Here is a 13904-nt window from a genome sequence, read left to right as displayed (position 1 = left end):
CCCCTTATTCCTTTTATGCGCGGGCTGTTTTTCGAACCAATGCCCTGACCGCTGAAAGAAACCGCGACCCAATCCGGAAGCCAATCACATGACAGATACATCGACACCCGGGACAGATTCACATCGGTCACCGACAGCCTCTAAACGTTCTTTCCTGACCCAGCTTGAGATCGACACACGCCTGTTGGGCATGATCGGTGCCTTTGTTCTGGTGTGTCTGGTGTTCAACGTGCTGACAGACGGCCGGTTTTTGACGCCGCGCAACATTTTCAACCTGACCATCCAGACCGTCAGCGTCGCCATTATGGCCACTGGCATGGTGTTTGTGATCGTCACTCGCCACATCGACCTGTCCGTGGGGGCCATGCTGGCAACCTGTTCGGCCGCGATGGCGATTACCCAAACCGACATTTTGCCCAAGATGCTGGGGCTTGGCCTTGGTCACCCGCTGATCCCTTGGATCTCTATTCTGGCGGGATTGATCGTAGGCACCGTGATCGGCGCGTTTCAGGGGTGGCTTGTCGGTTATCTGACGATCCCCGCCTTTATCGTGACGCTGGGCGGCTTGCTGATCTGGCGCAACGTGGCGTGGTACATGACCGACGGTCAAACCATCGGGCCGCTGGATGAAACATTCCGCAATTTTGGCGGCATCAATGGCACCTTGGGCGAAACATGGTCCTGGGTCGTTGGCGTGATCGCCGTCGTCCTTGCGCTTTGGGCCCTGTCGGCGTCGCGTCGCAACAAGATCGGGCATGGTTTTCCGGTCAAACCCGTCTGGGCAGAAGCGATTGTCGGGTTGATCATCACTGTCGGCATCCTTGGCTTTGTCGCCATCCTGAACGCCTATGAGGTGCCCACCGCGCGACTGATCCGTGAATTCAAAGCAAATGGCGAGGCGATGCCAGAGGGTTATACAGCCGCCTATGGCATTCCCTATTCCGTGCTGCTGCTGATCGCGATTGCCATTGGCATGACCGTGATTGCGAAACGCACGCGGCTGGGACGCTATATCTTTGCGACAGGCGGCAACCCTGACGCGGCAGAGCTGTCCGGCATCAACACACGGCTGCTGACGGTCAAGATCTTTGCGCTGATGGGTGCCTTGGTCGCGCTGTCTGCGGTTGTCGCATCGGCCCGTCTGACCAACCATTCCAACGACATCGGCACGCTGGATGAACTGCGCGTCATCGCTGCTGCGGTGATTGGCGGCACGGCCCTTGCGGGCGGGATCGGCACCATTCACGGCGCAATCCTTGGGGCGCTGATCATGCAATCGCTGCAATCGGGCATGGCCATGGTGGGCGTCGACGCGCCACTGCAAAACATCGTTGTGGGGGCTGTTCTTGTCCTCGCCGTTTGGATCGACATTGTCTATCGCCGCCGCACAGGAGGGAAATGATGACACCTTTAGTAGAGCTTAAGAATATCTCGTTGTCCTTCGGGGGCGTGCGTGCCGTCGATAACGTGTCGCTTGATCTATATCCGGGCGAAGTTGTCGGCCTGCTGGGCCACAATGGCGCGGGCAAATCGACGCTGATCAAGATTTTGGCCGGTGCCTATCAGATGGACGAAGGCGAAATCTGGATCGAGGGCAAAAAGGTCAACATCCAGTCGCCCCGTGATGCGCGGCGTCACAACATCGAAACGATTTACCAAACGCTTGCGCTGGCCGATAACCTTGATGCGCCCAGCAACCTGTTTCTGGGGCGCGAATTGACCACCCGTTTCGGTCTGGTCGACGACGCCAAGATGGAGGCAGAGACGCGCAAGATCATGGCGCGGCTCAACCCAAACTTTAAAAAGATCAGCGAACCTGTTTCGGCGCTTTCGGGTGGCCAGCGGCAGTCGGTGGCGATTGCGCGCGCGGTGTATTTCAACGCGAAAATCCTGATCATGGATGAGCCCACTGCCGCTTTGGGCGTGCACGAAAGCAAGATGGTCGCCGATTTGATCAAGGAGCTGAAGGCCCAAGGTCTGGGCATCTTCCTGATCAGCCACGACACACGCGAAATGCTGGATCTGTGCGACCGCGTATCGGTAATGAAAAACGGCACGCTGATCGGCACTGAAAAAGTCGGTGACGTGACCGAGGATGACATCCTCAGCATGATCATCATGGGTAAAGCGCGCGACGCTGCTTAGGCTCTAACACACGGGGAAACACATGTTTTTAGGTCTTGATTTAGGTACTTCGGGCCTGAAAGCGCTGCTGGTGGACGGTGATGAAAACATCATCGCCGAATCCAGTGCGCCTTTGCAGGTATCGCGCGCCCATGACGGGTGGAGCGAGCAAACCGCCGTTGATTGGTTCACCGCCTGCGCAGCTGCCGTGCGCGGTCTTGGCGTCGATCTTAGCGCTGTTCAGGGCATTGGGCTAAGCGGTCACATGCATGGCGCGACGTTGATTGATGCAAACGGCGCGGCGTTGCGCCCCTGTATGCTGTGGAACGATACCCGCGCTGCCGTTGAAGCGGCTGAAATGGATGCCAACCCGATCTGGCGCAAGGTCACGGGCAACATCGTTTTCCCCGGCTTTACCGCGCCCAAGGTTGAATGGGTCCGGCGGCACGAAGCAGATATCTTTGCCAAGATCGACAAAGTGTTGCTGCCCAAAGACGCCCTGCGGTTCTGGCTTACGGGCGAAGCCGTGTCAGAAATGTCCGACGCCGCTGGCACCAGCTGGCTGGACACTGGCGCGCGCGACTGGTCGGATGAACTGCTGGCGCTGTCGGGTCTGTCACGGGCGCAAATGCCCCGTCTCGTCGAAGGCTCCGAGGTTTCTGGCACCCTGACCGGATCAATCGCCGCCAAACTTGGCCTGCCTGCGGGCATTCCCGTCGCGGGGGGTGGTGGGGATAATGCCGCCTCCGCCATCGGGATGGGTGTTGTGAAACCGGGGCAGGCGTTTGTGTCGCTGGGCACCTCTGGCGTGTTGTTCGCCGCGACGCCCAACTATGCCGCAGCCCCCGAAAGCGCCTTGCACAGCTTTTGCCATGCCTTGCCTGATCTGTGGCACCAGATGGGAGTGATCCTGTCTGCGACAGATGCGCTGAACTGGCTGGCGGGGGTGTTGAACGAAGATGCCCAAACGCTGACCGGTGATCTGGGGCAGCTACAGGCCCCAAGCCGCACGATATTCATGCCCTATCTGGGCGGCGAACGTACGCCCCACAACGATGCGCAAATTCGCGCCGGATTCCTGCATTTGGGTCACGCGACAGATCGCGCCGCAATGGTCCGCGCCGTCCTAGAGGGCGTCACCCACGCCCTGCGCGACAGCTTTGATGCGATGGCGCTGACCGGTACCAAGATCGACAGCCTGATGGCAGTCGGCGGCGGGTCAAAGTCCGATTACTGGCTCAAGGCGATTGCAACTTCGCTGGATATGCCGATCCAGCTTCCTGCGGCTGGTGACTTTGGTGCCGCCTTGGGCGCTGCGCGTCTGGGCCGCATGGCCGCAACTGGCGAAGGTGCCGAAATTGCTGTGCCGCCCCCCGTTTCCCGCGTGATAGAGCCTGATCAAAAGCTCGTTCCAGCTTTTGCTGACGCGCACGAACGCTATTCCGAGACATATCGCGCAATCAAGTCCCTGCGCTGACCTACACTTAAGGAGCCTCCCCATGACCGACTTTTTCGCTGGTATCCCGACGATCACCTACGATCCCGATGCGACCCATGATTTCGCCTATCGCAGCTATAACCCTGATGAGATTGTCATGGGCAAGACGATGGCGGAACACCTGCGCTTTGCCGTTGCCTATTGGCACAGCTTTGCCTGGGAAGGCGGCGACCCGTTTGGCGGCCAGACGTTTGAGCGCCCCTGGTTCGGCGACACGATGGATCACGCCAAGGTCAAGGCCGATACCGCGTTCGACATGTTCAAGATCCTTGGCCAGCCGTATTTCTGTTTTCACGATGCCGACGTCCGGCCCGAAGGCGATACATTCGCCGAAAGCACTGCGCGCCTGCACGAGATCACCGATTATTTCGGCGAAAAGATGGAGCAGACAGGCACCAAGCTGCTGTGGGGCACCGCGAACCTGTTTTCGAACCGCCGCTATATGTCGGGTGCGGCGACCAACCCGGACCCTGATGTCTTTGCCTATGGTGCCGCGACCGTCAAAGAATGCATTGACGTCACCCACAAGCTGGGTGGTGAAAACTATGTGCTGTGGGGCGGGCGCGAAGGCTATGAAACCCTGCTGAACACCGACATGAAACGCGAACGTGAACAGGCGGGCCGTTTCCTTCAAATGTCGGTCGAATATGCACGCAAGATCGGTTTCAAGGGCGGCATCCTGATCGAGCCTAAACCTCAGGAACCCACCAAACACCAATATGATTACGACGTCGCCACCGTTTACGGTTTCCTCAAGGATTTCGGGCTTGAGAACGAGGTGAAGGTAAACATCGAACAGGGTCACGCGATCTTGGCCGGGCATTCGTTTGAACACGAGCTGGCGCTTGCCTCTGCGCTTGGTATTTTCGGATCGATCGACATGAACCGCAACGATTACCAATCGGGTTGGGACACCGACCAGTTCCCCAATTCGGTGCCCGAAGTCGCATTGGCCTATTACGAAGTACTCAAGGCAGGCGGTTTCACCACAGGCGGCACCAATTTCGACGCCAAGCTGCGCCGTCAATCGCTGGACGCACAGGATCTGATCCTTGCCCATGTCGGCGCGATGGATGTCTGCGCCCGTGGTCTGAAAGCCGCAGCCGCGATGCTGGAAGACGGCAAGCTGGAAGCCGCCCGCGATGCCCGCTATGCTGGTTGGGGTTCGGCGCGCGGTCAGGACCTGTTGAACAGCAACCTCGAGGCTATCAACGCACAGGTCAAAGCAGACAACCTGAACCCGCAGCCAGCCTCGGGCCGCCAAGAGGCGTTGGAAAATCTGGTGAACCGGTATCTTTGACCTTTAGCCCGCGTCGGAGTAGCTGAACCCATGTTCAAACGCTACGCCATCTATTTCACGCCGCAGTCAGGCCGGTTTGCCCAATCGGGTGCCGCCTGGCTGGGGTGGGATTTGGCCAAAGGCTGCGCCGTTGCGCAGCCACATATCGATGGTATCGACGTTGCCGCGATAACAGACAGGCCGCGCAAATACGGGCTGCACGCCACGATAAAGGCCCCGTTTACCCTAGCCGCCGCCGTGACCGAGCAGGATTTGACGGAGGCGTTAGGGGATTTTTGTACCTCGCATCAAGAACTGTCGATTGAAGGGCTGCACCTGACCCAGATTGGCCGATTTTTGGCTCTGACCCCCAAAGGGGATGTGTCGCAGCTGAACACGCTGGCCGCCGCAGTGGTGCGTTCGCTGGACCGGTTTCGCGCACCGATCACCACCGCCGAATTTGACCGCAAGAACCGACGCAACATGTCTGATCGCCAGCGACAGCTGTTGCGCCAATGGGGCTATGCCGGGGTCGAAGAATTCTTTCAGTTTCACATCACACTGACCGGGCCGATCCCCGACGATGTTAAAGACCGCGTAATCGACTTTCTGGATGGCTACCTTTGCCCAACGATCCCCGCGCCATTGAAAATCGACGGCCTTTCCCTGTGTGCAGAACGAACGGATGGTTGTTTTCAACAAATCGCGCGGTTTGCGTTAAACAAAGCTCCGAACAGTCTCTAACGCGCCGGAAAGCGCCTTTCCGTCGGGGTCTTGCAAGGCGGCTTCGCGCAGGCGGGCAACCCAATCGGACGCATCTTCGCGCCCCTTCAACATGTCGGCGGCGTTCATGACGCTGTCAAATTTCGCCAATCCCCGCGCATGGGTGTCGGAATACCCTTTCACCAGACGCCTGCACCGCAGCAGTTCAACGCAAAGCTCGTAATCATTGGTAAGTGGCGCAAGACTGCGGTCAAGCCACGCCTCAAGATGCGCAACCTCGACCGCATGGCGGCGGGTTTTCAGGCGGTAGGATTTCAGCCCGCCCAGAAGATGCAGCATCACAAAGGCAGGCAGACTGTCTGTGCGCAACCGCCGCCCCATGCCAAACCACCGATCCAGCCGCGCCATCGCCTTTGGCTTTCCTTCGATCCACGCGCCAAGCCTTGCGGGCAAAAGCCCGGCAATTTCCTCTGCCCTTGGGTGGAAATATTCGGTCAATTGCATGACCTGATCGAGTTTCGCGCCCATTTCGTTGCGGATGCGGTCGAATCTGGGGCTTCGCGTCTTGATGTCGGCAACGCGGATCATGTCGTCATAGGCCATCGCGTTGGCGATATATTTCGCGGCTGTCACGCTAAGCAGCCAATCTTGCGCGGCGCTGTCACGGGCGATCATCGCGTTGAGCCGATCCAGATAGGTCGCGCCATAGCCGCAATCCTGAAAATCGACGACCTTTCGCAGGCCCGCCGTAGCCATCTGCTGAACGGTTGGCGGCATTGCGTTGATGCGGTCGACCAGCGCGTTCCATTCGTCCAACACCCCTTGGGGTCCGGTGATCTTCTGTTCGGGTTCCGGTTTCTGCACGTCCACCGTTTCGCGATGCTGCGCCGCATCGAAGCCCGCTTTGAAGGCGCGCAAACTGGCATCGACTCCCTTGCCGCTTTTGCGGATCGCGTCCTCGAACGCCTCGCGCGGAAATGGCAAAGCGCCGGACCCGGCAAGGGCACCAAACAGGCTCGCCGAAATAACCGAGCCCTGATCGACGGCCAATTGCTCCATATTGGCCAATATCAGTCTCTGCGCAGCGATTTCAGCGGCGGCGCGGACTTCGTCGGCATCTGCAATACCGTCACCCGGCACCGTCTTTTCAGACACGGCAAGCGCCCGGTGGGTTGATCCGATCAACACGGTGCGATCCGGGGTCACGAACCCCCGCAAGACGGCGCGCCCGACCTCCATCATCTCGGCTGCGATCAGAATATCAACATCGCCGGCGGACGGAGCCAGGGCAAAGACCGGCAGCTGATCGGTTCTGGGGATCATTTCGATGTAATAAATCGTAGCCCCGGTGCGTTGCGCCACACCTGCAACGCTGGTGGCCTGCACATCATAGCCCTGCGCACGGGCCAATGCCTCGATCCAGCTCGTCAGAACGCCGCCGCCCTGCCCGCCAACAGCCATCACCGCCAGCTTGGTGATCTTGGCAAGGCCCGCATCTTGGGGCTTTTCCGGAAACAGCGCGTTCATAGGGCCAACCGTTTGGCAGCACGGCGGTTTTGCAGCCAGCCGATAATCTTGATGCGTTGTCTTGCCCGCCATGCCTCAAAACCGGTCGGGTTATGCACCACATCCGCCTGATAGAATGACGGACACAGGATCGCCTCGTCCGCGACTTCGCCGCAATTGCCGCAGCCAACGCAGGTCTGGTCAATATGCGCCACAGGGTCGTCGCGCAGCGGGTCATCAAGCTTCTTTAACGACAGCGACGGGCAGCCCGACAGCCGGATACACGCGTGATCGCCCGTGCAAATATCAGGGTCCACGCCAAAGCGCGGGATATCAACGCGGCGGCCATCCTGTATCGCTTGATTGCGCAGCGGCTTTTCGCGGCGCTGTTTGTTCAACATACATTCCGACGATGCCACGATCACCTTTGGTCCGGCGTAATCGGTCGTTAATGCTTCGCGCAGAACCTCGCGGACTTTGCCAACGTCATAGGTGCGGTCGATCTGGCGCACCCATTCGACACCAACCCCCTTTAACGCTGCTGAAATCGGATTATTCGTCGATTTAGTGTCGTTTATTGCGCGGCTGGACAGCACGTCCTGCCCGCCCGTTGCGGCGGAATAATAGTTGTCGACAATCACCGCGACCGTGTCTGATTTGTTGAACACCATGTTCCCGATCGAGGAACTGAGCCCGTTATGCCAGAACCCGCCATCCCCAAGGATAGAGATCGCCCGCCGTTCGCCACCGCCATCAAAAGCGGCGTTTGACGCAGGCCCCAACCCATAGCCCATCGTCGAACCGCCAATTTCAAACGGAGGCAAGGCGGCAAATAGATGGCAGCCAATGTCGCCACTGATCTGATGCTTGCCAAGTTCCTGTTCCGTCAGCTTCAACGCAGCGAAAATCGGGCGTTCGGGGCAACCCGTACAGAACCCCGGTGGCCGGATCGGCACGGTTTTGGACAGGTCCGGTATCTGCGGGGCCTTTGCATTTGGGGCACGAACGGCACCCGGCAACATTTCAGGCGCGGCGGCCTTTAGAAATGCGGTCACACCGTCCAGCATTACCTGCCCGGTATATTCACCAGCCATCGGCAGCATGTCTTTGCCATGCAATTCGACCGAGCTGCGCGCTTTGTACAGAAAACTGCCAAGCTGCTGCTCGATAAACTCAGGCTGACCTTCCTCGACAACCAGCACATGATCCTTGCCCTCGCAAAACCGGTTAAATTCGTCCCTAACCAAGGGATATGTGACGTTCAGAACATAAAGCGGCACGTCGCTGTTGCCATAGATATCTGCCAGCCCCAACCGCTGAAGCGCCCGCACCACGCCGTTATACATGCCCCCCTGAACAACGATCCCCAAAGGGGCGCGGTTGGGGCCGATGATTTCATTCAGCTTGTTGTCGATGATGAATTTTTCCGCCGCAGGCCAGCGGTTTTGAACTTTGTCCTGTTCGTGAAGATAGCTCATCGGAGGAAGAACCACGCGGGCGAAATCACTGCGCGGGGCAGACAGGGCATCGCGCACCGTCAACGGCGGCGGCACGTTATCGCGGGTTTCAAAGCTGCCTGTAACGTGGCACGATCTGATCCGTACCATCAACATCACAGGGGTATTGCTGGCCTCGGACAGTTCAAAGCCATCTTTCACCGCTTTGGTAATGCTGGGCAGGTTCGGGCGCGGGTCCAGCATCCAGAATTGCGATTTCATGGCAAAGGCGTGGGATCGCTCTTGCATGATCGACGACCCTTCGCCGTAATCTTCGCCCACGATCACCAAAGCGCCGCCCGTCACACCGGATGAACTGAGGTTCGCCAGCGCATCCGACGCCACATTTACGCCAACCGGCCCTTTGAACGTCACGGCACCACGGATCGGATAGTGGACAGACGCCGCCAACATCGCAGCGGCTGCCCCTTCGCTTGCGTTTGCCTCGAACCTGACGCCAAGTTCGCCCAGCACGTCCTGGGCATCGGCCAGCACGTCCATCAAATGGCTGATCGGCGCACCCTGATAGCCGCCAACATAGCCAACGCCGTTTTCCAACAGCGCTTTGGTCAGGGCCAATATCCCTTCTCCGGTAAATACGTCTCCGTCGCCCTTGCGCAGATGCTCTACCTCTTTTTTGAAGGAACGTTCGGCCATCTGAGCCCTTTCAGAAATCGTGTTTACGAATGTTTTTCAGCACTTTTTGCAATGTGCCGATGAACGCCTGTTTTTCGTCACCCTCAATGCCCACAAACATCGCGTGATATGCATCAGACATATGTGGCCATAGACGCCTAAATGCCTCTCGGCCGGCATCGGTCAGAAAGATGCGGGTGGCACGGCTGTCGTCGGGGTCAGGCTGACGCAGAACCAAACCGTTTTGCGCCAATGTATCCAAGCCCCGGCTAAGGGTTGATTGCTGAACAACGGCATAAACCGCAAGTTCGCGGATCAGGATCCCGTCGCGCACAGACAGCACGGCAAGGGACCGCATCTGGGGCGTCGTCAGACCCAGCTTGGACATTTCTTCCTGCAAGGCAGCGTTGTAGCGCCCCATGATCCTGTTCATCAGATAGGGGGCAAAGCCGTCCAGCCCCATATCGCCCAAGGAGTCTATTTCAGCAATTTCCTTGCCAGTCATCCGAAAGGTCCCTTCCAATAGCCGACCCCAGGTTAGGGCCGAAAGTGGGGTGTTAAATCTCAAGCTTTGGGGATCAAGGCAAGGGCGCGGATCGGGCTGCCGGTGCCCCGTTCGATCTTGAGAGGCGCGGCAATCAGAATGGCCCCCTTTGCAGGCAGTTTGTCGAGATGTGCAAGGGAGGCGAGGCCAAAGCAATTGTCACGGTGCAGCAGGTTATGGGCGGGGTATGGCGGCTCCATTCCTCCGGCTTGGCCGGCGTCGGTGCCGATACATTGCGTGCCCCATCCAACGATCCCTTTGGACAATAGGTATTCGATACAGTCGGGGGTCGGGCCGGGGCTGTGCGGGCCTGTGTCGTCAGCGTTCAGGAACTTTGCCGCATCATCAGCGCGTTTGTCCCAATCCGTGCGCATCACGACCCATTCACCCTTGCCGATCGCGCCATGTTCGGCTTCCCAGGCTTTAACGCCATCCGCAGTCAAAAGGAAATCTTCGTTCTGGGCAGATTGTGCCGCGCAGTCGATCACGTTGACGGGTGCCACAAGGCGCTGCACATCCAGCGTATCGGTATAGCCGTCTTCGTAATCCTTGCCCGTGATCCAATGGTGCGGCGCATCAAAATGGGTGCCGGAATGTTCGCCGAGTTTCAGCCAGTTCCACGCGAAAAACGGGCCGTCGCTGTCGTATTCGCTGATTTTGTGGATCTCGATTTTCGGGGTGTTTTTGGCAAAATCTTCGGGCAGTTGCAAAATCGGCGTATCGGGGCCAAGGCTGCCAGAGCAGTCGATCACTTCGACAGCCCCTGTCGCCAACATCATCGCAAGGTTCGTCAGACTATCTGCGCCGCTCATATTCATTTCTCCCCTGACTGTGTGGCTGCACTGTTGTTGATATAAGATGCTACGTAGCGTTATATGCGTTTGCAACTAAATTCACATGCCATCTGGGTTCTACATTAAAACGAGGGGCTTATGCCTGATCCTGCTTACTTTCTTTACCATTCCATTGGTCAATATCCCGGCAAAGCACAGGATATGGCAGCCGCCCTGGCCGCGTTTTCAACTGGCTGGGGTCAGCCGGATGATGCGCAGTGGCCCACTGTTTTGGGCAAACGCCAAAAGTTTCTGACCCTTTGGCGTGATCTGATCGACGCACCGGCTGACACCCTGACCAGCGCCGAGAATGTGACAACCGCGTTGTTTTCGATCCTTGGCGGGCTGCCCAAGGGACAATTGCGCGGCAAACGGGTGTTGATCGCGGCAGATTGCTTTCCTTCGCTGCATTTCCTGCTGAACGGCTTGGCAGATCGGATGGGGTTCACCTTGCACACCGTGCCGATACGCGATGGTGCATTTTGGGTAAATGATGATGATCTGCTTGACGCTTGGGGCAGCGATGTCGGCCTCGCGCTTTTGACTTTTGTCACCTCGACCAGCTCGCACCGCTGCGATTTGCAACGGCTGATCGCCCACGGGCGTGAAATGGGCTCGCTGATCGGGGTCGATCTGACCCAAGGAATCGGGATCATCCCGTTTTCGTTAAACGACTATCCCGCCGATTTCGTGATCTCGACCAGTTTGAAATGGCTGTGCGGCACACCGGGTGCGGGCATTATCCAGATGCGCAAGGAATTGATCGACGACGTGACGCCCGAATTGCGGGGGTGGTTTTCGCAGGACAATCCGTTTTCGTGGGATCTGGATGCGTTTGATTATGCGCCCGATGCACGGCGTTTTGACCATGGGACACCATCTGTTTTGGCCTGTTTAGGGTCTATTCCTGCCCTGCGCTGGCACGCGGCGCAACCTGACTTGCCGGGCCAGAACCGCGCATTGACCGATCTGATTATCGCTGCCGCAGACGATGCTGGGCTGACCATTGCGACCCCGCGAGACCCTGAAAAGCGGGGCGGGTCCATCATGGTGCAATTGCCGCCCGCCGTTGATGCGCAGGCGCTGGTTGGCCAATTGCGGGATCAACATATTCACGTTGATTGCCGTGGCCGGATTTTACGGTTGTCACCGGGTGCAGTCACCACAGCGGCGCATGTTTCAAACCTGTTTATCGCGTTGAAAACACTGATCTAAAGACCGTTAAAGAACCGTTGCATCCTGTCCATCGCATCGGTCAGCACGTCAATTTCAGCGCACCCGAAACACACACGCAAATGCCCCTCGCCTGCGTCACCGTAAAAGCTGCCTGCCTCGACCACCACACCGGTTTCCTCCAGCAGGCGGTCCGCACAATTCTGCGCCGTCAATCCGGTCGCCGTAATATCCGGAAAGGCGTAAATCGTCCCTTCGACCGTGGCGCAGGTCACACCGGGCATCTGGTTCAGCCGCCCGATCACCAGATCGCGCCGCGTGCGATCCCGTGCGACCATGCCCGCCAAAATGGACGGGTCGCCCGTGACCGCCGCAAGGGCACCGTGCTGAATGAACGTGTTCACATGGGTCACTTCGTTGGTCGTGATCTTCATCAACGGTCCCATCAAATCGCTATCGGCGACAACATAGCCCAAGCGCCAACCGTCCATCGCATAGGCTTTGGTAAAGGCAAACATCGAGATCGTGCGCGCCTTCATGCCGGGCAAGGACGCAATGGAAATATGCGTCGCGTCATAGGTGATCTCTTCATACACCTCGTCCGAGATCACCAATAGATCGTGTTCCTGTGCAAGATCGGCGATGACTTGCAGTTCATCACGGGTATAGACGCGGCCTGTCGGGTTGCAGGGGTTGATCAAGGCAATCGCGCGGGTCGCCGAGGTGATATGTGGCTCTATCAAGGCGCGATTGATGGAAAACCCGTTTTCAGCATCCAAGGGCGCGATGGTGACCTTGGCACCTGCCAGCTCGGCTTTGCCGATATGTTGCGGATAATAGGGGGCCAGCAACAGTGCCTCGTCGCCGTGATCCAGAAACGCCATGAAGGCAGCAAATGACCCTTGGGTCAGACCGTTGGTGATCAGCACATTATCGGCTGTCACGTCCAGCTTGTTCTGGCGGCGCAGCTTATCCGCCAAGGCGCTGCGCAGTTCCGGCAGGCCTTGCAGATCGGAATAATGCACCGCCCCCCGTTGCAAGGCAGCAATCGTTGCGTCCTTGATGTGTTGGGGGGTATCTTCCGCTGGCATGCCAAGCTCCAGATGGATCAAATCGCCTGTCCTCCCGACCGCCTTGGCAAACATTCCAAAGTTCTTTGGGCTGGTATCGGTAATTCTGCGAGCGGGTCGAATGGGCATCTGGCTCTCCTTGCATGGAAAAATACATGCGTTTACATCTATTTTGGATAACGCGGGTTTGATGAAAATGCCAACCGCAAATGGCGTGGGGGACTGAGATGAAGAAGATTGCAGTGGTTACAGGGGCCGCAGGCGGCATGGGGCGGGCGATTGTAGACAGGCTTAGGGCTGACAGTTTTCATGTCATCGGCTTGGATATCGACGCAATCGGGCTGGCTGACATGCTGTCGGACGGTTTCGAAGGTATCTCCATCGATCTGACCGACCCGAAAGAGATCAAAAAGGCGTTCAAGCAGATTGAGGCCAATCACAAGGGTGTCGATGCGCTGGTCAACAACGCAGGCACCTGTTTCATGTCTGAATTCCCCAACATTCCTGTGGGCGAATTCGAAAGGCAGATGGCGCTGAACTTTTCCGGTGCGTTCCACTGCTGTCAGGCCGCGATCAAGCTGATGGCCGGGCGCGATGGCGTGCGAAAAATCGTCAACATCAGTTCCAACGGGGCGTATAATTTCGACGCCTTTGACCCGCCCCATTATCGCGCCTCAAAAGCGGCATTGGACACACTGACCAAGGATCTGGCGCGGCGCTACGCCACCGACAAGATCGCCGTGAATTCGATTGCACCCGCGATGACAGAAACGCCCCTGTTCGGTGTGGTCAGCAAGGAAGTGCTGGAAAAAGCCATCGCGCAAATGCCCCATGGCCGTGCGATGCAGCCGTCAGAGATTGCGGCATGGGTCGGGTTTCTGATCTCGCCTGCGGGGGATGTTTCCAGCGGGAATGTGATCATCCTGAACCAGGGGCGTGATGTCAGATAAAAAAACGCCGCCTCGCATTTCTGCAAGGCGGCGTTGATGTGATCGTAGGGTGGGGTTAACCCCACACCCCGC

At 58.0% G+C, this 13904-nt stretch carries 12 protein-coding genes; 7 read left to right on the top strand and 5 right to left on the bottom strand.

Features of this window, described 5'->3' with window-relative positions; all coding sequences use genetic code 11:
* The first annotated feature begins 88 nt into the window (after positions 1–88).
* Genes HGT1_RS12830 through HGT1_RS12810 form a run of 5 tightly spaced genes read left to right on the top strand, consistent with a single transcriptional unit; the run spans position 89 to position 5645 of the window.
* Positions 89–1402: a sugar ABC transporter permease gene (locus HGT1_RS12830; RefSeq protein WP_176250351.1), complete on the top strand. Its 1314-nt coding sequence runs from the start codon at positions 89–91 to the stop codon at positions 1400–1402.
* The gene (locus tag HGT1_RS12825; RefSeq protein ID WP_176250350.1) at positions 1399–2145 is read left to right on the top strand and encodes an ATP-binding cassette domain-containing protein; all 747 of its coding nucleotides are present in this window, start codon (positions 1399–1401) and stop codon (positions 2143–2145) included. Before HGT1_RS12830 ends, HGT1_RS12825 begins: the two co-directional genes overlap by 4 nt.
* A 22-nt stretch (positions 2146–2167) precedes the next feature.
* Positions 2168–3601, top strand: coding sequence for a xylulokinase (gene xylB / locus HGT1_RS12820; RefSeq protein ID WP_176250349.1), 1434 nt, complete (start codon positions 2168–2170; stop codon positions 3599–3601).
* A gap of 22 nt (positions 3602–3623) precedes the next feature.
* On the top strand, positions 3624–4922 hold the full coding sequence (gene xylA, locus HGT1_RS12815) for a xylose isomerase (RefSeq protein ID WP_176250348.1): 1299 nt from the start codon (positions 3624–3626) through the stop codon (positions 4920–4922).
* Positions 4923–4952: 30 nt separating this feature from the next.
* The gene (locus tag HGT1_RS12810) at positions 4953–5645 is read left to right on the top strand and encodes a DUF1045 domain-containing protein (protein ID WP_176250347.1); all 693 of its coding nucleotides are present in this window, start codon (positions 4953–4955) and stop codon (positions 5643–5645) included.
* Here the strand turns inward: HGT1_RS12810 and HGT1_RS12805 are convergent.
* From HGT1_RS12805 to HGT1_RS12790, 4 genes are read right to left on the bottom strand one after another with little or no spacing between them, the layout of a single operon-like run.
* Positions 5619–7151: an indolepyruvate oxidoreductase subunit beta family protein gene (locus HGT1_RS12805; RefSeq protein WP_176250346.1), complete on the bottom strand. Its 1533-nt coding sequence runs from the start codon at positions 7149–7151 to the stop codon at positions 5619–5621. The genes HGT1_RS12810 and HGT1_RS12805 overlap by 27 nt on opposite strands.
* Complete coding sequence (locus HGT1_RS12800) at positions 7148–9283, bottom strand: indolepyruvate ferredoxin oxidoreductase subunit alpha (RefSeq protein WP_176250345.1); 2136 nt, start codon at positions 9281–9283, stop codon at positions 7148–7150. The genes HGT1_RS12805 and HGT1_RS12800 overlap by 4 nt, the downstream gene beginning before the upstream one ends.
* 10 nt (positions 9284–9293) lie before the next feature.
* Positions 9294–9767, bottom strand: a complete 474-nt coding sequence (locus HGT1_RS12795) for a MarR family winged helix-turn-helix transcriptional regulator (RefSeq protein WP_176250344.1) — start codon at positions 9765–9767, stop codon at positions 9294–9296.
* Between the two features lie 59 nt (positions 9768–9826).
* Complete coding sequence (locus HGT1_RS12790) at positions 9827–10624, bottom strand: cyclase family protein (protein WP_373028356.1); 798 nt, start codon at positions 10622–10624, stop codon at positions 9827–9829.
* A 177-nt stretch (positions 10625–10801) separates the two neighbouring features.
* On the opposite strand from HGT1_RS12790, the gene HGT1_RS12785 reads away from it, so the two are divergent.
* Positions 10802–11854 (top strand): aminotransferase class V-fold PLP-dependent enzyme, encoded by a 1053-nt coding sequence (locus HGT1_RS12785; RefSeq protein ID WP_255200194.1) that lies wholly within the window; start codon positions 10802–10804, stop codon positions 11852–11854.
* Here HGT1_RS12785 and HGT1_RS12780 read toward each other — a convergent pair.
* Positions 11851–12957: a pyridoxal phosphate-dependent aminotransferase gene (locus HGT1_RS12780; RefSeq protein WP_255200205.1), complete on the bottom strand. Its 1107-nt coding sequence runs from the start codon at positions 12955–12957 to the stop codon at positions 11851–11853. The two genes, HGT1_RS12785 and HGT1_RS12780, sit on opposite strands and share 4 nt — an antisense overlap.
* 152 nt (positions 12958–13109) lie before the next feature.
* Here HGT1_RS12780 and HGT1_RS12775 point away from each other — a divergent pair, with 152 nt between their 5' ends.
* Positions 13110–13832 (top strand): SDR family NAD(P)-dependent oxidoreductase, encoded by a 723-nt coding sequence (locus HGT1_RS12775; protein ID WP_176250340.1) that lies wholly within the window; start codon positions 13110–13112, stop codon positions 13830–13832.
* The last annotated feature ends 72 nt before the right edge of the window (positions 13833–13904 follow it).

The sequence above is a fragment of the Sulfitobacter sp. HGT1 genome (assembly GCF_013282155.1).
GTDB lineage: Bacteria > Pseudomonadota > Alphaproteobacteria > Rhodobacterales > Rhodobacteraceae > Sulfitobacter.
Note: the sequence above shows the minus strand (reverse complement) of the source record. Positions and strands in the feature narration are given on the sequence as shown.